We start from the raw sequence: 25,063 nt of genomic DNA on the forward strand, positions 1-25,063 counted from the left end.
AAAAAATTAGCAATACTCAATATAGCTAATATATAAGTGAGTATCACATAATTCCTTTTGGTTTTTAATAAAGTTTTATCACTAACAGCATTGCTCATACTTTATCGGTTAAAAATAAATTTAAACATTAAAACGGAAGTGCATTACATCGCCGTCTTGCACGATATATTCTTTCCCTTCTAAACGCCATTTACCTGCCTCTTTGGCACCGTTTTCGCCTTTGTATTGAATAAAGTCTTCGTAAGCAACCACTTCGGCACGAATAAAGCCTTTTTCAAAGTCGGTGTGGATAACCGCGGCTGCTTTTGGAGCAGTTGCACCCACTGCCACTGTCCACGCACGTACTTCTTTTACGCCTGCAGTGAAATAAGTTTGTAAATTTAGCAATTTATAACCTGCTCGAATCACACGGTCTAAGCCTGATTCTTCAATGCCTAAATCTGCTAAGAATTCATCACGCTCATCATCTTCAAGCTCTGCAATCTCAGATTCAATCGCTGCACAAACAGGTACAACAACCGCGTTTTCTTTGGCTGCGATTTCACGTACTTTATCTAAATAAGGGTTATTTTCAAAACCGTCTTCGTTCACGTTTGCGATATACATCGTTGGTTTTAAGGTTAAGAAGTTATAACCTTTGATCGCAAACAGCTCATCTTTGTCTAAATCAATGCTACGGATCATTCCCGCCTCTGACACCACAGGTAAGATTTTTTGCATAATTGATAATTCAAATTGTGCGTCTTTATCACCACCTTTAGCACGTTTGTTTAAACGTTGAATCGCACGCTCACAGCTTTCTAAATCAGCTAACGCTAATTCAGTATTGATGATTTCAATATCTTCCGCTGGATCGATTTTTCCTGCAACGTGAACAATATCATCATTTTCAAAACAACGCACAACGTGTCCGATTGCGTCTGTTTCACGAATATTTGCTAAGAATTTATTTCCTAACCCTTCGCCTTTACTCGCCCCAGCCACTAAACCTGCGATATCCACAAATTCCATTGTAGTTGGTAATGTACGCTGTGGTTTTACAATTTCAGCCAACGCATCTAAGCGTGGATCTGGCATCGGTACAACACCGGTATTTGGTTCAATAGTACAAAACGGATAGTTTGCCGCCTCAATACCTGCTTTTGTTAATGCGTTAAAAAGGGTTGATTTTCCTACATTTGGAAGACCGACAATCCCACACTTAAATCCCATAATTTTTCCTTACTTTTTGTAAATTTTTACTAAAATCTGACCGCTATTTACGGCGTTGCTTTAAACCCATTTAAACGGTTCATCGCTTTTTCTACGCCGTCTTTAAATAAAATTTCTACCGCTCGAGTTGCCTCATCAACGGCTTCATCAATTAACTTTTGATCGCTTGGCGATGGTTTGCCTAACACATAATTAGACACCATATTTTTATCACCCGGATGATCGATCCCAATTCGCACACGGTAGAAGTTTTTGCTATTGCCTAAACTCGCAATAATATCTTTCAAACCGTTATGCCCACCGTGTCCACCACCTTGCTTGATTTTTGCGACGCCACAAGGCAAATCAAGTTCATCGTGTGCCACTAAAATTTCTTCGGGTTGAATACGATAAAAATTCGCTAACGCCCCAACCGCTTTACCACTTAAATTCATAAAAGTGGTTGGCACAAGCAAGCGTACTTCGCCTTGTGAAGTATTGATCTTCGCCACTTTTCCAAAAAATTTATTTTCTTCTTTTAAACTTGTATTAAATAAACGTGCAAGCTCACTGACCAACCATTCCCCTGCGTTGTGACGAGTACCTTCGTACTTTGCCCCTGGGTTCGCTAAACCAACAATCAATTTAATTTTTGACACAGCATTCTCTTTGAATAATCAAACAAAGGTATATTGTATGGAAAATAGGGGATTTTAACAAGGTGATTTGATTTATATTATTTTTTGCAAATTTTAAAAATTTTTTTACCGCTTGCTAAACCACATTTTCTTCATTGCGTAGTTGGTTTAAGAAATTCAGGTAGTGAGACATTAAGTCGTTGCTGTAAACCACGCCGATCAATTTAGGGTTATTTTCACCGTCTAGCACGGGGATAAAATTGATATGATTTTGTGGCATTGTTTCCATTGCTCGCCAAATTGATGAGGCTCGGTAAACAAATTCGGGGTTATTTTGGGTAATATCCGCGACAGTAAGCGTAGCTTGATCTTGTGGTGTATGGCGAGAAAGCTCAATATCCACCAAACGAATTTGCCCTACAAGGTAATTATGTTCGTCAATCACACAGGCAACATTTTTGTAACTCGATAACATTTGCTGTTCGGCGGTGTCTAAATCAGTGGTGTTGATTATGGCTAAATAATCCTGTGAGATAATATTATTGATGCTGTGGGTTTCAGTATAAAGGCGATCTCGTCCGTGATCTAAATCTAAACCACGTGCTTTAAGCTGTAAATCAAAGAAGGACGAGGTTCCCATAAAGCGATAAGCAGTAATATTCGCCATTACCACAGCAAGCATTACCACACTGGCAATTTGAAAATCTCCTGTGATTTCTAATGTGATTAAAATCATTGCAATAGGCGCACCGATAACCGCAGAAATCATCGCAGCCATCGTCGTAATAATGATGATATCAGAGGAGAAATAAAGTGAGGGGAAAAGTAATTGCACCGCCCCCGCAATTAAGCCGCCAAGTGCCGCCCCTGTAAAAATCGTCGGTCCAAAAATCCCACCTGGTATGCCAAAACCAAAAGTGAGTACGGTTGCCGCCCCTTTCGCCATAAAAATAATAAATAATGCAATTAAGGTATAGTTATGCCCTGTCACTAAAGCATTCATTACGTTTAAACTACTGCCCGCAGCTTCTGGCACATTTGCGATAATGAGAGAGGTTAAAACACCTGCAATGAGCAGTTGATAAAACATTCCTAGTTTGATTTTAGCGTTAAAACGTTGCACCCACATTATGTGGCGAATTTGCATAATACCGATAAATGCGGCGATAATTCCCCCGAGTGCGGCGATAAAATAGGTGCTAACGCTAAATGAATAGTGGCTAGGTAAATTGAAAAAAATCGCTTTATCGAAGAGTTTACTGCTCACCACATAACCCGTTACGGCTGAGATTGTAATAGGTGCGAAGGCTCGAATAGAAAAAAAGCGTAATAAAACTTCGTGCACAAAAATAACGGCACCAAGTGGCGAGTGAAAAATCGCTGCAATCGCTGCCGCCGCCCCACAACCAATGCTGATATAACGATGTATCGGACGAACGCCACTTAATTTATGAAATAATGCCCCAGCCCCACTGCCAAGCTGAACCGTTGGGGAATAATAGCCAACGGAAAAACCAAAACCGATAGAAAAAATTGAGGCAAAGGTTGAAAACAAAGAGGATTTTGCGTCTATTTCACCGTTTCGAGTATGGATCGCAGAAATCAAATCTGTTGGACTATGCTGACGATGTTCAGGAATTTTTTGCAGAATATAATAGAGAATAGGGCAAGCAATGATAGGCCCTAAAGCAAAAAGCAACCACTGGGGGATAAATGCAAGTAAGTGGTTATCCTTCTGCCAATAATTAGCTAATAAGTGGAAACTTTTTTCATAGGCAGCGGCAATCAATGCCACCACAACGCCCAGTATAATGGCGTAAATAATCACGCCAATACTGTGAAAAACATCTTGTTTATTTAATCTAAAATCATTAAACATAATGTGTAAAAAATGAAAAAAATTTAACCGCTTATTTGAGATTAACGTTCGCTCATTATCTGTTTGATTTCAGAGGCTAATCGCTCATATCTAATTTTTAATGGCGAACCCGGACGATAAATCAAACCAATAGAACGGAAAGGTTTTGGCTCTTTAAAAGGAATATAATGCACTTGGTTCTCTGCATTTGGCTCAATCGCTAATTCAGGCATTAAGGTTATTCCCATATTAGCTGACACCATATTTCTTAATGTTTCTAAACTTTTCGCTTTAAAGTGTTTATCTTCTTTTCCGCCTACTGATAAGCAATAACTCAATGCTTTATCTCGTAAGCAGTGACCATCTTCAAGTAGAAGCATTTCCTGTTCTGCTAAATCGGATAATGCAATTTCTTCTTTTTTTGCCCATTTGTGTTTATTAGAAACCGCGAGCTGAATTTTTTCATCAAAAATAGGGACTTCAATAAAAGGGGCTGTTTCGTGGCAGAAAGCAGAAATACCACAATCAAGTTGTCCAGATTCTAATTGCTGAACAAGTTCTGATGTATGTAATTCATACAAATAAAGCTCTAGTTTTGGAAATGCTTTGGATAAAAAAGGTAAAACAATAGGCGATAAATAAGGCATTAGTGTTGGAATAATACCAATGTGTAGTGGCCCAGACATCTCTTTGCCCTGATTACTTGCCATATCTTTGAATACTTTTATTTCTCGCAATACCACTTTAGCTTGTTCAACCAGCATCAATCCTGCTTGGGTAAATAATACTTTACGGCTGGTACGTTCAAGTAGTATAGTACCTAACTCATTTTCTAATTTTCTAATTTGACCACTTAATGTCGGCTGGCTCACGTTGCAAGCGTCTGCCGCTTTACGGAAATGTTTAAACTCTGAAAGTGCAATTAGATATTCAAGATCACGAATATTCATAGAAATCCTCTATAAAACCTATTGATATAATAGGCGACATTATGACATAAATCAGTGTAAAATAGTCAACAGTTTTTAATGAGAAACCTCAATAAATTAGGAGAAAATTATGTCTTTACAAGATATTTCAGGTCAAAAAGTACCACAGGTTACCTTCCACACTCGTCAAGAAGACAACTGGGTTGATGTAACAACTAACGATATTTTTGCGGGTAAAACTGTAATCGTATTCTCATTACCAGGTGCATTCACACCAACTTGTTCTTCAACTCACTTACCTCGTTATAACGAATTAGCGAGCGAATTTGAAGCATTAGGTGTTGATGATATCTACTGTTTATCAGTAAATGATACTTTTGTAATGAATGCTTGGAAAGCAGATCAAGATGCAAAAAACATCAAAGTGATCCCAGACGGTAGCGGCGAATTTACTAAAGGTATGGGTATGTTAGTAAGCAAAGACGATTTAGGCTTCGGCGATCGTTCTTGGCGTTATTCTATGCTTGTGAAAGATGGCGTAATTGAAAAAATGTTCATCGAACCACAAGAGCCAGGCGACCCATTCAAAGTATCTGACGCTGATACAATGATCAAATACTTAAAACCTGATTGGGAAGCAAAAGAGTCTGCATCAATCATCACTAAACCAGGTTGCCCATTCTGTACAAAAGCGAAAATGTTATTAGAAGAGCAAAACATTCCTTATGAAGAAATCATCTTAGGTCGTGATGCAACTATGACTTCTGTTCGTGCAATCACTGGTCGTGCAACAGCACCACAAGTATTTATCGGTGGAAAACACATCGGTGGATATGACGATTTAGCAAAACACTTTGCATAATCGATAATAATTAAGTAATAACTTAAAATTAAAAATCTCAAATACCTTAATAAGTATTTGAGATTTTTTCATAGAAAAAAGTAAGATAGCCTAAACTATCCCCAACTCCTGTAACGCAAATAAAATACCATCCTGTTCAATATTTTTTGTGACAAAATCTGCTAACTCTTTAAGTTGTGGCTCACCATTGCCCATTGCAACACCTAAACCAACACTTTTCATCATTTCAAGATCATTTAAGCCATCACCAAATGCCATCGCATTTTTCATATCAATATTCAAATGTTGCAATACATCACTAATGCCTTTTGCCTTAGAATTTGCTTTCACTAAAATATCCACTGCATCAGCGTGCCAACGCACTTCTTTTAAATCATCACTGAAAATACCTGAATTTAGCACTTCTTCTGCCTGAGATTGTGGATAAAACGCTAACATTTGCATAATATCGTTATGCTTATAAAAATCAGGATCGACTAAATAATTTTCTTGAATTGGAGGAACAGAACGCTGAACTTCTGGGGTATCTTTGGACACAGCAATCCATTCATTCGACACAAATGCATACTCAATATTTAATGCTTTAAGCTGCTCAATAACCTCTTCAATACGCTCGGTTGTCATTGGATATTTACTAATCACTTGATTTTTATACTGATTATATTGTCCGTTGATGGTTACCAAAAGCTCAAAACCATTATCATTCACTAAAGGTCTTAAAGGTTTTGGAAATGCCCCAAAGCATCGCCCTGTCGCAATCGCAGGAATAATACCCTTTGCTTTTAATTTTGGTAGCACATCATTGATAATACTTTCAGGAATACGTGTTTCTTTTTTATAATAGAGGGTATCATCAATATCAAAAAAAACGATTTTTATCTGGTTTTCTAAATTCATACTTTCTCCTTGTGTAATCTGCGATATTTTAGGCTTTTTCTCGATCAAGATCACAAAAATATGCGACTTTTTTGATTTTCATTCTAGTAAAATTGCTTCATTTTCATTGAGTATCAAAATGAATTTCGCTCAATTTCGTTGTTTTCATTGTGAAAAACCCTTAGCGATTACTTCGCACGGATTTTGTTGTCGCTGTTATCAACAGCTCCCAATCACGCCTTATTGTGGACAGTGTGGCTCAATCTTATTAGAAAACAGTATCGGCTGTGGAAATTGCATTAAAGATGAACCCAAATGGGATCGTTTTTTGCAAATCTGTTGGTATAAAGCACCGCTTAATCATTGGATTGCAGACTTCAAATTTCATCAAAAATATGATTTGGATAACGCATTAGCCAGATTACTGTTACTTGCCGTAAAAAACGCGCAACGAGAACATTCTCTACTGTTACCAGAAGTAATAATCCCTGTGCCACTGCACTGGAAACGTCATTTTAAGCGAGGTTATAATCAAGCGGAATTATTAGCGATTCCTTTAGCAAAATGGCTAAACATTCCTTGTGATACCCAAAGTTTGACGCGTATTCGTCACACCCAACCACAACGTGAATTATCCGCCAAAGAACGTCGCCATAATCTTAAAAAAGCGTTTTGTTATCAACCGATTAAACATTATCGCCGTGTTGCTGTTATTGATGATGTCGTTACCACAGGTTCAACCATTAACGCAATTTGCTGTGAATTACGTAAACAAGGAGTGAAAGAAATTCAAGTGTGGGCGTTGTGTCGAGCATGATTTGTATAAATAATATTTTTGCAAATTTTAAAATAAAAATGACCGCTTAAAAGCGATCATTTTATTAGAAAATTAGAGTGTCAAATTCTGCCTTACAATTTCAAACAAGCAAACCCCTGTCGCCACAGAAACATTCAGCGATGAAACCGATCCCGCCATTGGGATACTAATTAGCTGATCGCAATGTTCACGGGTTAAACGACGCATTCCTTCGCCTTCTGCTCCCATTACTAAGGCAACCGCCCCTGTTAATTTTGCTTGATAAAGATTTTCAGTAGCTTCACCTGCTGTGCCAACAATCCAAATGTGCTTTTCTTTTAATTCTCGCAATGTGCGAGCAAGATTAGTCACACGAATTAGCGGTACGGTTTCCGCTGCACCGCACGCGACTTTACGTGCTACTGAGGTTAATTGAGCCGATTTATCTTTTGGTACGATCACTGCATCAACACCCGCAGCATCTGCTGTTCGTAAACACGCACCCAAATTATGCGGGTCGGTAATGCCATCTAAAACCAATAAAAACGGCTGTGGTTTTTGCTCGATTAAAGCGGCAAGATCTTGCTCGTTTAAGTCCTTAGTTGGTACAATTTTAGCGATAATTCCTTGATGGACTTCATCTTGGGCTTTTTTATCTAAGGTGTTGCGGTTTACCCATTGGGTTGTGATTCCATAATCTTTCAACTGTTTTAATAACGGTTGTAAGCGTTTATCTTCACGCCCTTTTAATACAAAAACTTCAATCAAACGCTCTGGGGCGTTTTTTAAAAATGATTCCACCGCGTGGATACCATAAATATGTTCACTCATTATTTTTTGTCCTGTTCTTTTTCAGAAGTCTCTTTTTCTTCTTTTTTGTGTCCGATATATTCGTTATACATTTCTTCAATATGATGTTTATAACGCTCTAAAATGACTTTACGACGTAATTTTAACGTCGGGGTGATTTCTTCCATTTTGGCACTAAATTCTTCTGAAAGTAACGTAAATTTTTTCACTTGTTCAAAATGTGCCAACTCTTTTTGTAATTCATTGATACGATTTTCAAAAAAATGCACAATTTCAGAATTTTTTATTAGCTCTAAACGGTTTTGATATTTAATATTAAGCTGTTCCGCCAGTTCTTCCAATGCATCAAAACTTGGTACAACAAGGGCTGAAACGTATTTTTTGGCATCCGCCACGACGGCAATTTGCTCAATAAATTTATCCTTACCAATTTTACCTTCAATATATTGTGGTGCAATATATTTTCCGTTTGAGGTTTTCATTAGCTCTTTGAGGCGATCCGTAATATATAAATTGCCATACTCGTCAATCTCGCCTGCGTCCCCTGTTTTTAAGAAACCATCTTCGGTAAAGGTTTCCGCTGTTTCCTGTGGCTTTTTGTAATAGCCTTTCATTACAATGCCACCACGTACTAAAATTTCATTATCTTCACCAATTTTGACTTCCACATTTGGCATAACTTTGCCGATAGAATTACTCTTAAAACCCTTTTGTTCCCAACAAGATACCGTTGCGGTGGTTTCTGTCATTCCATAACCTGTGATGAGGTTAATACCGATAGAATGGAAAAATTCAGCGATTGTTGGTTCTAATTTCGCACCGCCACAAGGTAACATTCTCACCCGTCCGCCTAGTAATGCTCTTAATTTTGAAAGCACCAATTTATCCGCAAGTTTATAACGTGCTTTTAACCACAGCGAATGTTGATCTTTTTGTAAACTTTGTTCACCAATGCTAATCGCCCAATTAAATAATTTTTTGCGAGATGGTGAGGCTTTATCTACTTTATCCCAAATCGCAGCATACATTTTTTCATATAAACGAGGCACTGCACACATCAAGGTCGGCTTAGTTTCAGCCAATGCAGAACGCACTTCATTGGTATCTTCCAAATAGCAAATTACTGCCCCTTTATGCAACATATAAGCAGACCACGCACGTTCATAAACGTGAGAGAAAGGCAAAAAAGCAAGGGAAACATCGTGATAATCGATAGGAAGTAAGGCTAAATCGTGGCTTTGGAATTGATGAGCAAGATTAGAATGCGTTAGCATTACGCCCTTCGGCTCGCCTGTCGTACCTGATGTATAAATTAACGTAAAAAGATCATCTAAATTTTTAGTTGCAAGACGTTGCTCAAATTCCTGTTGATCGGCATTTTCACCTAATGCAATAAAATCTTGCCATTCAATAATCAAGTCATTCTCAGCATATTGCAATCCTTCTTTCATCAACACAATTTTAGTTAATGCAGTGCAATTTTCTGCCACCGTTAAAATAGCATCGAGTTGTGGCTGATCCCCCACAAACAAAATTTCAACATCAGCATTATTAAGGATATATTCTGCCTGCTTTGGTGTATTCGTTGCATAAATTGGCACGGTAATCGCACGTAATTGCAAGGTCGCAATATCTACAATCGTCCAATTTGGCATATTGTGAGCAAAAATACCGACTTTATCCTGAATACCAATGCCTTGATTCAGTAATGCTAATGAAAGCTGATCTAATTTTTGTTGAAATTTAGCCCACGAAATATCTTGCCACGTGTTGTTTTCTTTAAAACGTAATGCACAACGCGTCGGGTGACTTTCCGCTTGCTGTCGTACACGATTAACGATATGGAGATCTAATAAATTCATAATGTTCTTTCTACTAAAATTAAGGACAAAAACGTTTGCAATATAACTTTTTCTTATAAAAAAAGCGAGTAAGAATTTATTTTTGCAAAAAACAAAATAAATCTTACCGCTTAATAGTCAATAGAATCAATGTTTTACTAATAACTTATTGAGGTCGGGCAAGCTGTTATTCGTTAATTTTTGAATGATATAGAACAAAATCGTTGCCCCAATCGCTGCAACGCTTAAATCAACAAAAAGCGTCACTAAAATGGTCAAGACAATCAAAGGAATATCTTTTTTAGACAATAATGCTTTACGCCCTAACATAATTTTCCATAACTCTCTGATCACGACACGATCCAATACATCATAGCCGACTTTAAACAGCACGCCGATAAAGACCGCTTTTGGAATTAAACTGATCCAATCAAGGAATACAAAGATTTCCACAATCACAAAGGCCCCAACTAAAATCCCTGCAAAGCGTGAGGTTGCCCCCTCTTTTAAAATAAGCACAGAACGGATAGTTGCCTGAGCCCCCGGTAAACCACCAAGCAATGCGGCTGCCGCATTAGCAATACCCTGTGCGACGAGTTCACGGTTACGCTGAGTGTCCTCGCCACTGATTTTATCAATGACCAATGCCGTCATTAAGGTATCCAAATAGCATAATAAGGCTAACTGAAACGCCAATGGCGCAGCAAACAGCAACAATTCAAAAGAGATATGGGTTGGAATTTGCGACTGTACCCATTCACCGATAGAAACCGAAAGGATATTACTATCAATATTGATCGTTTCAATTGGAATATTAAATAAATGCACTAAAATCGTCCCAATAATAATCGCCATTAAAGTCGCTGGGAAGAACGCTAAAATACGTTGAAAGGTTTTATTTCTGATTTTAGGGAACAACAGGATAATCGCTAAGGTAAGCAATGCAATACCCGAATTCAGCAATGCTGTTTTATCAAATGTCCAAAGATCATCAACCACAAAAAGTTGTTTAATTTGCCCAATCCAAATTAAGATCGCAATCCCCGACATAAAGCCTGAAATCACACTGTTTGGGATCCATTTAATTAAATTACCGGCACGAAACAATGCGGCGAGTCCGAGCATTAAACCGCTTAAAATCACCGTAAAATTAAAGAGTTGATTGATTGTCATTCCATCAAGCTGACTCGCACTCAACTGCTCTGCTGAAACTAATACGGCAATCGCCACCGCCGACATTGGGGCAGTCGGACCAGAACATTGAATACGTGTTCCCCCAAATAACGAAGTAACAAAAGCGATCACGCCCGCCGCAATCATACCTGATAACGCACCACGTCCAGATAACAAACCAAAAGACGCACCTAAACTTAACGCAACAAAACTCACCACAAGGGCAGCCATTATGTTGGTGTACAAACCAGAAATTGAAAAATTATTTTTAGATAAAGGTTTCATAATAGTCAAATGTTATAAAATAAATGAGGAACAGTGAAAAGATTGAAATTTAATCACAAGAGTGCGTATTATACGCTTAAAAAGTATGAAAAAAAGTGTATTTCTGATTTTTACATAAAAACGAGATAAATTGTTTTACCTCAACAGTAAGAATCCACTAAATTTGCAAATTTTCGATCAAATATGACCGCTTAGTTTATTAAAAAATGGATAAAAAAACGTGTTAATTCCAATTTGGATTAACACGTTTTTTTATATTTTATACTGAGAAAATATTAAGGTTTGTAAATGATTTCTACGCCTTCTTCATCTTCCTCAGACCAATCATCGTCCCAGTCATCTTCAGTGATAGGATTTTGCATTGCTTGATTATGATAATCTTCCCATTTGAATTCAACTTCGGTTTTCGCTTGTTGTTCTTCTTCAACTTCACGAGGGTTAGCTTCAATAAAGTCCATAATATTATTGGTTAGTGCTGATACATTATGCCCTGTTGCAGCTGAAATAATGTAGTAATCGCCTTCCCAACCGAGTTTTTCAACGATTTCTTTAGCACGTTGTTGGGCTTCTTCTTCGCCAATGACGTCACATTTATTGAAAACTAACCATTGTGGTTTATCCGCTAATTTTTCGCTGTATTGATATAGTTCTGATTCAATAATAGCGATGTTATCCGCTGGATCGGTCTCATCAACAGGCATAATATCGACAAGATGTAATAATACACGACAACGCTCTAAGTGTTTTAAGAAACGGATACCTAACCCTGTTCCTTCAGACGCCCCTTCGATTAAACCAGGAATATCTGCTACCACAAAACTACGATCGCCACTAACACGTGCCACACCTAGACTTGGTACTAAGGTCGTAAATGGATAATCCGCCACTTTTGGTTTTGCAGCAGAGACACTACGAATAAACGTTGATTTACCTGCGTTTGGTAAGCCAAGCATACCAACGTCAGCTAATAGCATCAATTCGAGCATTAAATCACGTTTCTCGCCTTCTGTACCATTGGTTTTTTGGCGAGGAGTACGGTTTACCGATGATTTAAAACGCGCGTTTCCTAAACCGTGAAAACCACCTTTGGCGATCAATAATTTCATTCCGTGTCTGGTTAAATCACCAATCACTTCTTTGGTGTCGTTATCTATCGCTCTAGTTCCTACTGGTACACGTAATGTGATATCGTTACCTCTAGCACCCGTACAGTTTGCACTGCGTCCATTTTGCCCACGTTCAGCGGCATAGCGTTTTGTGAAACGATAGTCAATTAAGGTATTTAAGTTTTCATCTGCAATTAAATAAACATCACCACCATCACCGCCATCGCCTCCATCAGGACCACCTTTTGGGATAAATTTTTCACGGCGAAAACTCACACAACCGTTCCCGCCATCTCCTGCTTCAATTCTTACAAGAGCCTCATCAATAAATTTCATTTTTACTCCTAAAATTATTTAATTCTATTCTTTTTGATTAGTTTATGTCCTAGTACTGATAAAATTGTACCTGAAACAACAATAAATGCACCGACATAACTTAAAAAATTCATTTCAGGATTTTCAAATATTGCAGGGAAAGAATAATACCCAATATTTGAAAATAACATTGTGAAGATTGGGATCAACACAGTTATCGCACTCACTTTTGAGGCGTCCCAATTATTTAGTGCTTCTGCGTAAGCACCATAACCGATTAAGGTGTTTATACAGCAGAAAATAAAACACCCTAATGTAAATCCATCTAATTCACCAAATTGACTTGGTGTGGCAAAACCACTGAATACTATTGCACAACCAATATAAATAATAAATAAAATTTGTTGTGAGCTAAATCGAGCCAATAATAGTTTTTGTGAAATGCCGTAAAGCACCCAAATAGACGATGCACCTATGCCAAATAATATACCTAACGCATAATCGCCGAGTTGTAATATTTCTTCAAACTGCTGATGAAAGAAAGTAACTAAACCAACAACCAATAATATTAACCCAATTTTTTGATGTAAACCAAAACTTTCTCTGAATAATAATACGCTGACAATCATCATTATAAAAGGGGACAATTGACTTAAAACTTGGGTGGTTGTTGGGGAAATATATTGCAATGCGGAACTGAATAAGAAAAAGTTACCAGAAAGCCCTAGAATACCGAATAAAATCCACTTATATTGTCTAAATGATAGATTGGTGAGTTTAGGTAATTTTTTTGTTAGCCCTAATATAACCAATAAGCCTAAACCTGCGACTAAAAAGCGATACCATACAATTGTAGTTGGATCCAGCACAGTTAAGACTTTTTGTACTGCAATAGGTACAGCCCCCCACATTGATGTGGCAAGCAATGCTAATGAAAAGCCGAGTAAAGGTCTTTGTTTCATATTATCTTTTCTTAAATCCTATAAAAAAACCCCGCTAAGATGCGGGGTCATTTATTCTTTACTTTGAAAATTACTCTGCGTCAATACTCACGTATTTGCGATTTTTGTCGCCTTTAACTTCAAATTTAACTTTACCATCTGCTGTTGCAAATAATGTATGGTCACGACCCATACCTACGTTAGTACCAGCGTGGAATTTTGTACCACGTTGACGAACGATAATGCTACCCGCTAATACAGATTCGCCACCGAAACGTTTAACACCAAGGCGTTTAGCTTCAGAATCACGACCGTTACGAGTTGAACCACCTGCTTTTTTAGTTGCCATCTACTTGATCTCCTCTGAAATTATGCTGTGATCGTAGTGATTTTCACTTCTGTGAACCACTGACGATGACCTTGTTGTTTACGGCTGTGTTTACGACGACGGAATTTAACGATTTTGATTTTATCGCCACGACCGTGAGAAACAACTTCTGCTACTACTTTGCTACCATCAACGATTGGTGCACCGATTTTGATATCTTCACCGTTAACGACCATTAACACTTTGTCGAATTCAACTGTTTCACCAGTTGCAACTTCAAGTTTTTCTAAACGAATTACTTGACCTTCGCTTACTCGGTGTTGTTTGCCGCCACTTTGGAAAACTGCGTACATATATACTCCGCTAAATTATGCGTTCACATTTTGTCTAATTAACTTTGCTACTAACATTTTTAATACATTAAAATAGGTCGCCAATTCTACGCAAAAAATGCTTGACGATCAAGCGTGTTTTTGAATTATTTTTGTAAATCTCTAAAATAATCAAAGAAACTGAAAGATACGTTATTTTGTCACTGCTAAATTAAATTTTTTAATGATGAAGCTTAATAATAAACCATAAAGTGGTAAAAATAACGCCATACTTACGCTAATTTTTACTAAATAATCTACTACACCTAAGCCAAACCAATGCGTTGCTAAATAAGGATCAGCACATTGATAAAAAGCAATACAAAAGAAAACAAAGGTATCAATTAAACTACCAAATAGTGTTGACGACGTAGGTGCAATCCACCATTTTGCCGTTTTGCGAAGTCGATTAAATATGATGATATCCATAAACTGCCCCACAACATAAGCGGCAAAGCTCGCTAAGGCAATTCTAAAAACAAAGAAATTAAACTCCCCCAGTGCAGAAAATCCTTGAAACTGGGTTTCAAAAAAAATCACTGAAATCACATAACTTATCACTAATGCCGGAAACATTACTGCAAAAATAATTTTGCGAGCCAATTGTACGCCAAATACTCGTACCGTGAGATCTGTGGCCAAAAAGATAAAAGGGAATGAAAATGTGCCCCACGTGGTTGGAATTTGAATGTCCGTTAACGGAATTTTTACTTCAAAAGTCAGTTGCACCAAATAATTACTTATAGTGAGAATAAAAATATGGAATAAAGAAAGTAAAATTAACGAACGTCGCTTTTGACGATCAGAAAAATCGATATTGAGAAACATATTGTATCCTTTTTATAAAAAGAGCTGGGGTTAGGGAACCCAAAATTTAATGAGGTGCGTATCTTACTTATTTTGATTAAAAATACAATACAACCTTAATATTAAGCGGTGTGATTTTATTAAAAATTTACCATTTTTTCCTCAAAATTAAGCTATAATGTGCGACCGATTTTTTTAATTTAATTCACGATTTAACATGAACCAAGACAACCATAATGTTGAAGATCTGATCAAAATTTTTAATGATACTTTTTTTGAAGAATATAATGTAAAACTTAATTTTGGAGGCAATTATCCTATCTATCTTCCCGCATTTTTAGATGAGGGGGGCAAACCAAGTGAGCGTGATTATAATATCATTTTGTTTGCAAGAGGCTATTACAGCAGTGCATTACACGAAATTGCTCACTGGCTAATCGCTGGAAAAGAACGCCATAAATTAGAAGATTTTGGCTATTGGTATGAACCTGATGGACGTTCAGCTGAGCGTCAAAGAGAGTTTGAAAAAGTAGAAGTGAAACCACAAGCAATCGAATGGATTTTAGCCGTTGCCGCAGGATTTCGTTATTTTGCTAGTGCAGATAATTTAAGTGGAAATACAGGCGATAATAGTGCTTTTAAACAAGCCGTCTACGAACAGGTAAAACAATATGCTTCGCAAGGTTTATCAGAAAGAGCGGAAAAATTACGTCACGCATTAAGCGAGTTTTATCAAACCCCTGATTATATTGATCTTAATCGCTTTTATTTGGAAAAAATCTAATTAAATTAAAGGCTATTTTTTATTCTAACGCACGATAAAAGATAGCTTTTCACTCTTTTTTTCACTATAATGCTTTCGCTTTTCGCATTATCCCCCCATAGCTCAGTTGGTTAGAGCAGTCGACTCATAATCGATTGGTCACTGGTTCAAGTCCGGTTGGGGGGACCATTTTCCATTCTTTTCTTAAACTCCAGCTCTTTTCGATTATTACATATCTATTTTTATCATTTTTTGATTTATAACATTAGAAAAAAATCTAAATTTAGTTCATTTTTACGATCTAGATCGCAAAATTTAATGAATTTTTTATATATAAGTTGCTTATAGTGTATATTTTAGACTTTTTAGAGTTTAGGAGAGCAAAAGTGAATAAAGTAAGTGCAAATACAGCAGAGATAAGAAATGTATTAGAGCCACTGGTGGGACTTATCGCCATAAAAACGTATTTTTCCTATTATGGTTTGTTTGTCGATAATATCATGTTTGGTTTGTATAAAGACGGTCAGTTTTATTTAAAAATAACGGAAGATTTGATTGAAAAATATAATATATCTTTTACGAAAGGCAACCCTATTCTAGTACGTGATTTTCATTTTTTTGATAAAGATAGATTTTATCAATTCTCCCAAAATAATTTTTTATCTGATTTAATTACTGATTTAAAACAGAAGCAAGCAACAAATAAAATAGAAAAATCAATTAGACATTTGCCAAATATGAATATCAATTTAGAAAGATTATTACAACGACACGGCATCAACACCATTGATGATTTATATAATTTAGGCGAGATACAAGTATTTGTAAAATTGATTGAACAGGGCGTGGATGTTGCAGAAGTGTTTCTGTTTAAGTTACACGGTGCTTTGCATAACAAATTGGTTTATATTCTTAAAGATGAGCAAAAACAATCTTTGCTACGAGAGACTGATGCCGCATTATATGATGCTGGTTTAAGAAAGCGTTTTTCTCAAAAAATAAAAAAGTCTTAAAATGAGATTATAAAAGAGTGTCGTCTTATTGAAGGTTGAAATGATACAGCCCTAGATTATACCGTTTGTGGAAAATGTTATTTTTATCCATTTTTTGATAAAACAAAGCGGTCATATTTGATCGAAAATTTGCAAATTTAGTGAAAAAAATGACCGCTTATCAATAACGTTGTATTGTTAATTATTACTCCGACAACGCTGCTAACTGATCCGCTTGGTATTCCGTAATAATCGGTTGGATTAGCTCTTCCATCTTGCCATTCATTACTTCATCTAAACGGTATAAAGTTAAATTGATACGGTGATCTGTAACGCGTCCTTGTGGGTAGTTATAAGTACGGATTTTATCACTACGATCTCCTGAACCTAACAGGTTACGACGCGTATCCGCTTGCTGTGCCGCTTGGCGTTCTTGCTCAGCTTGAACGATACGAGACGCAAGCACTGACATCGCTTTGGCTTTGTTTTTGTGCTGTGAACGTTCATCTTGGCACTCAACCACAATACCTGTTGGTAAGTGAGTAATACGCACCGCAGAATCGGTAGTATTAACGTGCTGACCACCTGCTCCTGACGCACGGAAAGTATCGATTTTTAAATCAGACGGATTGATTTCTGGCAATTCTGATTCAGGTAATTCAGGCATAACTGCCACAGTACAAGCCGAAGTATGAATACGCCCTTGCGATTCGGTTTTTGGTACACGTTGTACACGATGACCGCCCGATTCAAATTTCAACTTACCATAAACGCTATCGCCACTGATTTTCACAATGATCTCTTTATATCCGCCTTGCTCACTTTCACTTGCCGACATTTCTTCGACACGCCAGCGTTGGCTTTCTGCATAGCGAGAATACATACGGTATAAATCCCCCGCAAAAATCCCTGCTTCATCACCACCCGTTCCTGCACGGATCTCTAAGTAGCAGTTATATTCATCATTTGGATCTTTTGGCAATAATAGAATTTGTAATTGCTGTTCAATTTCAGGAATTTGTGCTTCACTTTCCGCAATTTCTTCTTCTGCCATTTCTTTCATTGTTGGATCGTCCAACAAGATTTTTGCTTCTTCAATATTTTCTTGTAATTGTTGCCATTGTGAAAAGGTTTTAACCACATCTTCAAGCTGTGAATATTCTTTTGAATAAGCACGGAATTTCTCTTGATCGCTGATAATATCAGCGTCGCCTAACAACGCTTGTAATTCTTCGTAGCGTTCTGTTAGGGTTTCTAATTTTGTAATAATTGATTGTTTCATAATTTTATTTCAGCTATTTTTTGTAAAATTTAATATAAAAATGACCGCTTATTGTAACGGAAAATAATCTAAATTGCTTGTATAATATTGCTTTTTACTGTGGATAAAATCGAAAATGAACCATAAGCCTTGCCCTTGCCAATCACACAAAAGTTACGCCGAATGTTGCCAACCTTTTCATCAACACACCGCGACACCACTCACCGCTGAACAGCTAATGCGTTCACGTTACAGTGCTTATACGCTGATCAACATTGATTATATTGTAGAAACCACCCTACCGAGTCAGCAGAAACATTTAGATAAACCCGCAATGCAACAGTGGGCAGAAAGTACAAAATGGTGTGGTTTAGAGGTCATCGCCCATAATCCTAAATTTGCCAAAAACAGAGCAACAGTGGAATTTAAAGCCTATTTTGAAACCGAACAAGGAATGGCTGAACACCACGAATTATCGCTGTTTGTTTATAAAGAGGGAAAGTGGTTTTTTGTTGATCCGAATGTGTAGGAAATAGATAAAAAGATGCTCCTTAACACCGAAGTATTAAGGAGCAGAGCTTTACGAAATTCTATTGAATCTCTTATTGTAGCAACGTTTTCTCATTTCGCTATGCAACAATACTTATAATAATAAAAAATTTTAAATTAAAGTCAATGTTTTTTTATGCAATTTATGCTAAAAATATATCCGTTTCTTTTTATTAGGTAATTTAGGTGGATTTATGTCAACAATGTCATATATTTTAGGATTAGATTTAGGGGTCGCATCTGTTGGTTGGTCAGTTATTGAGATTGATGAAAATGAAATGCCAATTAGATTAGTAGATTTAGGCGTTAGAACTTTCGAAAAGGCTGAAGTGCCAAAAACAGGAGAGTCATTAGCAAAATCAAGACGTGAAGCAAGAAGCATAAGACGACTAATCGCTCGCAGAGTAAGACGCTTATTATTAGCAAAAAAAGCACTCTTAGAGGAAGGTATTTTAACCCAAAATGATTTTTTAACTAAAAGTATCATAAAAGATTTACCTATCAATGCTTGGGAATTAAGAGCCAAAGGATTAGATCATAAATTAACCTCAAAAGAATGGGCAACGGTATTGCTACATTTAGTTAAACATAGGGGATATTTATCACAAAGAAAAAATGAGAGTGATACAGCAGATAAACAGCTCGGTGCATTATTATCTGGCGTAAAAGAAAATCATACCCTATTACAAGAAAACAAATATAGAACACCAGCAGAGCTTGCTATTTGTAAATTTGAAAAAGAAGAGGGACATATTCGCAATCAAAATGGTGAATATATCCATACGTTTGATCGATTAGATTTACAAGCAGAATTGCATCTCCTCTTTGAAAAACAACGCCAATTTAATAATCCTTATGCTTCTGCCAAATTAGAAGAAAAAATGGATTATTTATTGATGTATCAAAAACCAGCTTTATCCGGTGAAGCAATCCTAAAAATGTTGGGCAAATGCTCTTTTGAAACACAAGAATATAAATGTGCAAAAAATACATATAGTGCCGAGCGTTTTATTTGGTTAACTAAGTTAAATAATTTAAGAATTTTAACTCAAGGATCAGAGAGAGGGTTAACAGAATCTGAAAGAGCATTATTATTAAATCAACCTTATCAAAAAGCGAAATTAACCTATACACAAGTCAGAAATATTTTAGAACTATCAGAATCAGAAATTTTTAAAGGCTTGCGTTATGGAAACGTAGAAGATAAAAAAATGATTGAAAAAGAAACGCTTATGGAATTAAAAGCATTTCATCAAATTCGCAAAGTACTGGAAAAAGCAAATTTAAAAACAGAATGGCAAGGTTTAGCGACAAAACCTGAATTACTTGATGAAATTGGCACGATATTTTCATTATATAAAACAGATGCCGATATTACTGCTCAGTTACAAGATAAAATATCAGCCCCAATTTTAAATGCATTATTATCAGGTATAAACTTTGATAAATTTATCAATCTATCTCTAGTAGCACTTTCCAAGATTCTTCCATTGATGGAGCAGGGACAACGTTATGATGAAGCTTGCACTTCTATTTATGGTGATCATTACGGTGTAAAAACAAAAGAAGAACATCTATTTTTACCTTCAATTGATAAAGATGAAATACGTAATCCCGTTGTATTACGTTGCCTTTCTCAAACAAGAAAAATTATCAATGCCGTTATTCGTTTATATGGCTCTCCTGCGAGAATTCATATTGAGACAGGGCGAGAAGTAGGCAAATCATTTAAAGAGCGTCAAAAAATTGAAAAAAATCAGCTTGAAAATAAAGCAAAGAAAGAACGTGCAATAAAAGAATTTAAAGATTTATTCCCTTACTTTATCGGGGAACCAAAATCAAAAGACATTCTAAAAATGCGTTTATACAATGAGCAACAAGGAAAATGTTTATATTCAGGAAAAACTATCGATATCAATCGATTACTTGAAAAAGGTTATGTTGAAATTGATCATGCTTTACCTTTCTCTCGCACTTGGGATGATAGTTTTAATAATAAAGTCCTCGTATTAGCGAATGAAAATCAGAATAAAGCTAATCAAACACCTTATGAATGGTTTGATGGTAAAAATAATACAACTAAATGGCAACAATTTGTTGCTTTAGTATGGGGAAGCCACTTTAATTACCATAAAAAACAGCATCTGTTGCTCAAAAATTTACCTGAAGGTTTTATGAAGAGAAACCTTAACGACACACGATATGTTGCTCGCTATTTAATGAATTTTATCAATGATCATATTCAATTAACAGGTAAAGGAAAAAGACGTGTCTTTGCTTCTAATGGACAAATTACAGCATTACTCCGTGCTCGTTGGGGATTGATGAAAGTTAGAGGAGATAATGACCGCCATCACGCCTTAGATGCTATTGTTGTGGCCTGCACAACTCCTTCAATGCAAAATAAAATTACTGATTTCGTACGTAGTAAGGAAATGAATATTTTCAGCGGTGAATTTATAGATAGAAATACCGGTGAAATTAAACAGATTCATTTCCCTGAACCATGGAACTATTTCCGTAATGAAGTGATGATTCGTGTATTTAGTCATGATCCATTATTAGAATTGGAACAGCAATTACCAAGTCGTCCTGAAGCACGACATCAATATGTTACGCCATTATTTGTATCAAGAATGCCGACTCGAAAAATGACAGGACAAGGGCATTTGGAAACGATTAAATCAGCAAAACGCTTGGCAGAAAATGAAAGCGTGCAACGTATTGCACTCACATCATTAAAATTAAATACGTTAGAAAACATGGCCAATAAAGATAAAGAAAAAGCACTTTATCAAGCATTAAAAGAACGATTAGAACAATTTAATAATGATCCTGTAAAAGCCTTTGCTGAACCTTTTTATAAAAAAGGGGGACAGCAGGTGAAAAAAATTAGAGTTAAACAAATTCAAAAAACAGGGGTAATCGTCCATCAAGGAAATGGCGTAGCAGATAATGCTTCTATGGTTCGTGTTGATGTATTTGAAAAAGCTAACAAATTCTATCTTGTTCCGATTTACACTTGGCAAGTGGCTAAAGGTATTCTGCCTAATAAAGCGGCTATAGCAAACAAAAATGAAGATGAATGGCAAGAAATGGATGAATCTTTTACCTTTAAATTCTCAATCCATCCTAATGATTTAATTAAAGTAACTACGAAAAAGGAAGTTTATTTTGGATATTATGTAGCTATGGACAGACATACTGCAGCAATAAATATCAGAGAGCCCGATTTAGAAAGATCCAAAGGTAAAGATGGATTACATAGAGGAATTGGTGTAAAAACAGCTCTTTCTTTTGAAAAATACGATATTGATCCTTTGGGTAAAAATATCAGACCTTGTCAGCCGAAAGCTCGACAACCTATTCGTTAATTATTACGCTCTATTTGTTTAACAGATAGAGCGTTTTTATTAAGAGGTAATAAGATTATGTCTTGGCGAAGTATCTTAATTAGCAAGGGTGGAAAATTATCATTAAAACAGAATCAACTTTGTATTTGGCAAGAGGAGGCCGAATATACCGTTCCTATTGAAGATATTGCTATTATCGTTGTTGAAAGTAAGGAAGTGGTTATTACTGCCCCCTTACTTTCTGCTCTTGCACTCAATGGTGTGACATTATTGACCTGTGATCAACAGTTTCTACCTTGTGGACAATGGCTTCCCTTTTCACAATATCATCGCCAATTAAAAATATTAAAGCTTCAAATCGAAGCAACCACTCCTCAGAAAAAACAACTATGGCAAGAAATTATAAAACAAAAAGTACTGAATCAAGCCTTTGTCTTATCACAAGCCCAATGTGAAAAAGAAAGTGCTAAATTACACATTATGGCAAAACAGGTTAAATCAGGCGATAAAGAGAATATTGAGGCTCAAGCGGCATTACTTTATTTTCAAACTTTATTCGGAAAAACTTTTCATAGGACAGATGATGATAATATCAATAGCCACTTAAATTATGCTTACACTGTATTACGTTCTGCAGTAGCACGTTGTTTAGTTTATTATGGTTGGTTACCTAGCTTAGGAATTTTTCATCATAGCGAGTTGAATGCCTTTAATCTTGCCGACGATTTTATTGAACCTTTTCGCCCGCTTGTCGATTTACTAGTATGGGAATTATGGAAACAAAATAAATTAGATAAAGGCTTAACACCTTATACCAAACAACAACTCATTAAAATTTTACACAAACAAATACAATTTCAAAATGAAACATTAAGTGTTCTAAGTGCAATAGATCGCACAATTGCATCTTTAAAAATAGCATTTATCAGTAAAAATGCCAAACAGTTAAAATTACCTAACATATTACCTTTAGAGGAATATCATTATGAGTGAGGCAAAATTTATGCGAATAATTGTTTTTTTTGATTTACCCGTCACCACAAAATCGAAACGCCGAGCTGCTAATCAATTTCGTCAGTTTTTGTTAAAAGATGGCTATCAAATGTTACAACTATCGGTCTATTCTCGAATTGTTAGAGGAAGAGATTCGTTAATTAAACATCACAAAAGATTATGTCAAAACTTACCTGAAGAAGGCTCTATTCGTTGCTTAGAGGTAACAGAAAAACAATTTGCAAGTATGCAATTATTATTAGGAGAATTAAAAATTCAAGAAAAAAGGGTAAACGCGAATCAAATGCTTTTATTTTAAACAGCTGTCGTTACAAAAATACTATTTTTACGTTTTTTTAATCGCTAAATATTAAAGTTTTTATCAGAAAAAATCATAAAAAAACACGAATAAATAGTGATTTACTCGTGTTTTTTATGAATCAAAATCGTATTAACACATTGTTTTAAAAGGTTTTAACACGATAATATTGTAGCATAGCGAAATGAGAAAGGGAGCTACAACACAATTATCATTTGAAGAGACAAGAGATGAATTGTAGCATAGCGAAATGAGAAAGGGAGCTACAACGAAAATGCTATGTTTTTGCTATGTTTTATAATTGTAGCATAGCGAAATGAGAAAGGGAGCTACAACGATATCACATGGCGAAGAAGGGCCTAAAGGATTGTAGCATAGCGAAATGAGAAAGGGAGCTACAACAAGCCATTGATACGATTTCAGCAGAATTTTATTGTAGCATAGCGAAATGAGAAAGGGAGCTACAACAAAGTTTTTAGCCGTATTTTGTGGTTTACAATTGTAGCATAGCGAAATGAGAAAGGGAGCTACAACAGGGCTTAAAGAGTTCGTTCACGGTTACAAATTGTAGCATAGCGAAATGAGAAAGGGAGCTACAACGAAAGCAAACCGCTATAGAGAGCGCATTTCATTGTAGCATAGCGAAATGAGAAAGGGAGCTACAACGTATTTCATCTGCTCTTTGGGGAAAGTAGGATTGTAGCATAGCGAAATGAGAAAGGGAGCTACAACGGTTTTGCTTTTCTTAGGCTTCTTAAATGCATTGTAGCATAGCGAAATGAGAAAGGGAGCTACAACTTCTGGTTTAGTCGTAGTATTACTGGAAGCATTGTAGCATAGCGAAATGAGAAAGGGAGCTACAACTTCGATACCTTGCAGGATACGTGCAGTGCAATTGTAGCATAGCGAAATGAGAAAGGGAGCTACAACACTAAACTACATCTATCCGATGACCCAATGATTGTAGCATAGCGAAATGAGAAAGGGAGCTACAACATTCGATCACTCATCCTACATTATCAATCAATTGTAGCATAGCGAAATGAGAAAGGGAGCTACAACTATTGTTGCAGTGCTTTGGTTTTACCCACAATTGTAGCATAGCGAAATGAGAAAGGGAGCTACAACTTTCTCTATTTCCGATTGTTGTAATTTTGAATTGTAGCATAGCGAAATGAGAAAGGGAGCTACAACAAACACTAAAAGGGATACCAAATGGCTTTAATTGTAGCATAGCGAAATGAGAAAGGGAGCTACAACCCAATATAAATCCCTGCGTGGTTAGGTACAATTGTAGCATAGCGAAATGAGAAAGGGAGCTACAACGCTCGAATATGTCTTCCCTCAATCGTCCCAATTGTAGCATAGCGAAATGAGAAAGGGAGCTACAACCGTACGGTTTAGCACGCTGTCATAATGTAAATTGTAGCATAGCGAAATGAGAAAGGGAGCTACAACATGTGATCATAGATTATGTTAATATTCGAGATTGTAGCATAGCGAAATGAGAAAGGGAGCTACAACTGATCACCCTGTTTATGCAAATGTTGATGGATTGTAGCATAGCGAAATGAGAAAGGGAGCTACAACTTTGAATAAGGCGTTATTTTTATCTGAGATATTGTAGCATAGCGAAATGAGAAAGGGAGCTACAACGTTGTGAATTGAGCATTACACCATCTCCCTATTGTAGCATAGCGAAATGA

The 25,063-nt window shown here is 36.4% G+C and carries 21 protein-coding genes, 1 tRNA gene, 1 pseudogene and 1 CRISPR repeat array (1 of these 24 only partly in view); of the genes and pseudogenes, 9 read left to right on the forward strand and 14 right to left on the reverse strand.

What is annotated here, in order from left to right; translation table 11 throughout:
* Positions 1–120: 120 nt before the first annotated feature.
* The 4 genes from ychF to oxyR form a co-directional block, all read right to left on the reverse strand.
* Positions 121–1,212 (reverse strand): redox-regulated ATPase YchF, encoded by a 1,092-nt coding sequence (gene ychF, locus DYE60_RS08065; protein ID WP_115316093.1) that lies wholly within the window; start codon positions 1,210–1,212, stop codon positions 121–123.
* A 47-nt stretch (positions 1,213–1,259) separates the two neighbouring features.
* Complete coding sequence (pth, locus tag DYE60_RS08070) at positions 1,260–1,850, reverse strand: aminoacyl-tRNA hydrolase (RefSeq protein WP_115316094.1); 591 nt, start codon at positions 1,848–1,850, stop codon at positions 1,260–1,262.
* Positions 1,851–1,965: 115 nt separating this feature from the next.
* Complete coding sequence (locus DYE60_RS08075) at positions 1,966–3,708, reverse strand: chloride channel protein (RefSeq protein WP_115316095.1); 1,743 nt, start codon at positions 3,706–3,708, stop codon at positions 1,966–1,968.
* A 41-nt stretch (positions 3,709–3,749) separates the two neighbouring features.
* Complete coding sequence (gene oxyR / locus DYE60_RS08080; RefSeq protein WP_115316096.1) at positions 3,750–4,637, reverse strand: DNA-binding transcriptional regulator OxyR; 888 nt, start codon at positions 4,635–4,637, stop codon at positions 3,750–3,752.
* A gap of 109 nt (positions 4,638–4,746) precedes the next feature.
* On the opposite strand from oxyR, the gene DYE60_RS08085 reads away from it, so the two are divergent.
* Positions 4,747–5,478, forward strand: a complete 732-nt coding sequence (locus DYE60_RS08085; protein ID WP_115316097.1) for a glutathione peroxidase — start codon at positions 4,747–4,749, stop codon at positions 5,476–5,478.
* Positions 5,479–5,568: 90 nt separating this feature from the next.
* Here the strand turns inward: DYE60_RS08085 and DYE60_RS08090 are convergent, their stop codons facing one another.
* The gene (locus DYE60_RS08090; RefSeq protein ID WP_115316098.1) at positions 5,569–6,375 is read right to left on the reverse strand and encodes a Cof-type HAD-IIB family hydrolase; all 807 of its coding nucleotides are present in this window, start codon (positions 6,373–6,375) and stop codon (positions 5,569–5,571) included.
* A gap of 118 nt (positions 6,376–6,493) precedes the next feature.
* Between DYE60_RS08090 and DYE60_RS08095 the strand changes: the two genes are divergently transcribed.
* The gene (locus tag DYE60_RS08095) at positions 6,494–7,171 is read left to right on the forward strand and encodes a phosphoribosyltransferase family protein (RefSeq protein ID WP_115316099.1); all 678 of its coding nucleotides are present in this window, start codon (positions 6,494–6,496) and stop codon (positions 7,169–7,171) included.
* 72 nt (positions 7,172–7,243) lie between these two features.
* Here DYE60_RS08095 and rlmB read toward each other — a convergent pair whose 3' ends face one another.
* The 8 genes from rlmB to DYE60_RS08135 all read right to left on the reverse strand — a co-directional run bounded on the left by rlmB (position 7,244) and on the right by DYE60_RS08135 (position 15,148).
* Positions 7,244–7,981, reverse strand: coding sequence for a 23S rRNA (guanosine(2251)-2'-O)-methyltransferase RlmB (rlmB, locus tag DYE60_RS08100; protein ID WP_115316100.1), 738 nt, complete (start codon positions 7,979–7,981; stop codon positions 7,244–7,246).
* Positions 7,981–9,822 (reverse strand): AMP-dependent synthetase/ligase, encoded by a 1,842-nt coding sequence (locus DYE60_RS08105; RefSeq protein WP_115316101.1) that lies wholly within the window; start codon positions 9,820–9,822, stop codon positions 7,981–7,983. Before DYE60_RS08105 ends, rlmB begins: the two co-directional genes overlap by 1 nt.
* 126 nt (positions 9,823–9,948) lie before the next feature.
* Positions 9,949–11,259, reverse strand: coding sequence for a SulP family inorganic anion transporter (locus DYE60_RS08110; protein WP_115316102.1), 1,311 nt, complete (start codon positions 11,257–11,259; stop codon positions 9,949–9,951).
* 275 nt (positions 11,260–11,534) lie between these two features.
* The gene (cgtA, locus tag DYE60_RS08115) at positions 11,535–12,701 is read right to left on the reverse strand and encodes an Obg family GTPase CgtA (protein WP_115316103.1); all 1,167 of its coding nucleotides are present in this window, start codon (positions 12,699–12,701) and stop codon (positions 11,535–11,537) included.
* A 14-nt stretch (positions 12,702–12,715) separates the two neighbouring features.
* Complete coding sequence (locus tag DYE60_RS08120) at positions 12,716–13,642, reverse strand: DMT family transporter (protein ID WP_115316104.1); 927 nt, start codon at positions 13,640–13,642, stop codon at positions 12,716–12,718.
* Between the two features lie 70 nt (positions 13,643–13,712).
* Positions 13,713–13,970 carry a 50S ribosomal protein L27 gene (gene rpmA, locus DYE60_RS08125; RefSeq protein WP_115316105.1) on the reverse strand — a complete coding sequence of 86 codons (258 nt, stop codon included), beginning with the start codon at positions 13,968–13,970 and terminating at the stop codon, positions 13,713–13,715.
* Positions 13,971–13,990: 20 nt separating this feature from the next.
* Complete coding sequence (rplU, locus tag DYE60_RS08130) at positions 13,991–14,302, reverse strand: 50S ribosomal protein L21 (protein WP_115316106.1); 312 nt, start codon at positions 14,300–14,302, stop codon at positions 13,991–13,993.
* A gap of 171 nt (positions 14,303–14,473) precedes the next feature.
* Positions 14,474–15,148, reverse strand: coding sequence for a 7-cyano-7-deazaguanine/7-aminomethyl-7-deazaguanine transporter (locus tag DYE60_RS08135; protein WP_115316107.1), 675 nt, complete (start codon positions 15,146–15,148; stop codon positions 14,474–14,476).
* A 196-nt stretch (positions 15,149–15,344) separates the two neighbouring features.
* Between DYE60_RS08135 and DYE60_RS08140 the strand changes: the two genes are divergently transcribed.
* The 3 genes from DYE60_RS08140 (at position 15,345) to DYE60_RS08150 (ending at position 16,903) form a co-directional block, all read left to right on the forward strand.
* A complete protein-coding gene (locus DYE60_RS08140; protein WP_115316108.1) occupies positions 15,345–15,911 on the forward strand; it encodes an elongation factor P hydroxylase in 567 nt (188 codons plus the stop codon).
* 91 nt (positions 15,912–16,002) lie between these two features.
* Positions 16,003–16,079 (forward strand) — tRNA-Ile (locus DYE60_RS08145).
* Positions 16,080–16,276: 197 nt separating this feature from the next.
* Positions 16,277–16,903, forward strand: a complete 627-nt coding sequence (locus DYE60_RS08150; RefSeq protein ID WP_147285454.1) for a TfoX/Sxy family DNA transformation protein — start codon at positions 16,277–16,279, stop codon at positions 16,901–16,903.
* A 184-nt stretch (positions 16,904–17,087) separates the two neighbouring features.
* Here DYE60_RS08150 and prfA read toward each other — a convergent pair whose 3' ends face one another.
* Positions 17,088–18,164: a peptide chain release factor 1 gene (gene prfA / locus DYE60_RS08155; RefSeq protein WP_172460391.1), complete on the reverse strand. Its 1,077-nt coding sequence runs from the start codon at positions 18,162–18,164 to the stop codon at positions 17,088–17,090.
* A gap of 115 nt (positions 18,165–18,279) precedes the next feature.
* On the opposite strand from prfA, the pseudogene DYE60_RS08160 reads away from it, so the two are divergent.
* The 4 genes and pseudogenes from DYE60_RS08160 to cas2 form a co-directional block, all read left to right on the forward strand.
* Positions 18,280–18,669, forward strand: a pseudogene (locus tag DYE60_RS08160) (YchJ family protein); the annotation flags it as partial.
* 217 nt (positions 18,670–18,886) lie between these two features.
* On the forward strand, positions 18,887–22,066 hold the full coding sequence (gene cas9 / locus DYE60_RS08165) for a type II CRISPR RNA-guided endonuclease Cas9 (RefSeq protein WP_115316112.1): 3,180 nt from the start codon (positions 18,887–18,889) through the stop codon (positions 22,064–22,066).
* A 57-nt stretch (positions 22,067–22,123) separates the two neighbouring features.
* Entirely contained in the window at positions 22,124–23,038 is a 915-nt protein-coding gene (gene cas1 / locus DYE60_RS08170) for a type II CRISPR-associated endonuclease Cas1 (RefSeq protein WP_115316113.1), read from the forward strand.
* Positions 23,031–23,357 carry a CRISPR-associated endonuclease Cas2 gene (gene cas2 / locus DYE60_RS08175; protein WP_115316114.1) on the forward strand — a complete coding sequence of 109 codons (327 nt, stop codon included), beginning with the start codon at positions 23,031–23,033 and terminating at the stop codon, positions 23,355–23,357. Before cas1 ends, cas2 begins: the two co-directional genes overlap by 8 nt.
* 168 nt (positions 23,358–23,525) lie before the next feature.
* Positions 23,526–25,063: direct repeats of the CRISPR family, unit length 36 nt; unit sequence ATTGTAGCATAGCGAAATGAGAAAGGGAGCTACAAC (it continues 610 nt past the right edge of the window).

It is taken from the genome of Phocoenobacter uteri, from assembly GCF_900454895.1.
GTDB classification, from domain to species: domain Bacteria; phylum Pseudomonadota; class Gammaproteobacteria; order Enterobacterales; family Pasteurellaceae; genus Phocoenobacter; species Phocoenobacter uteri.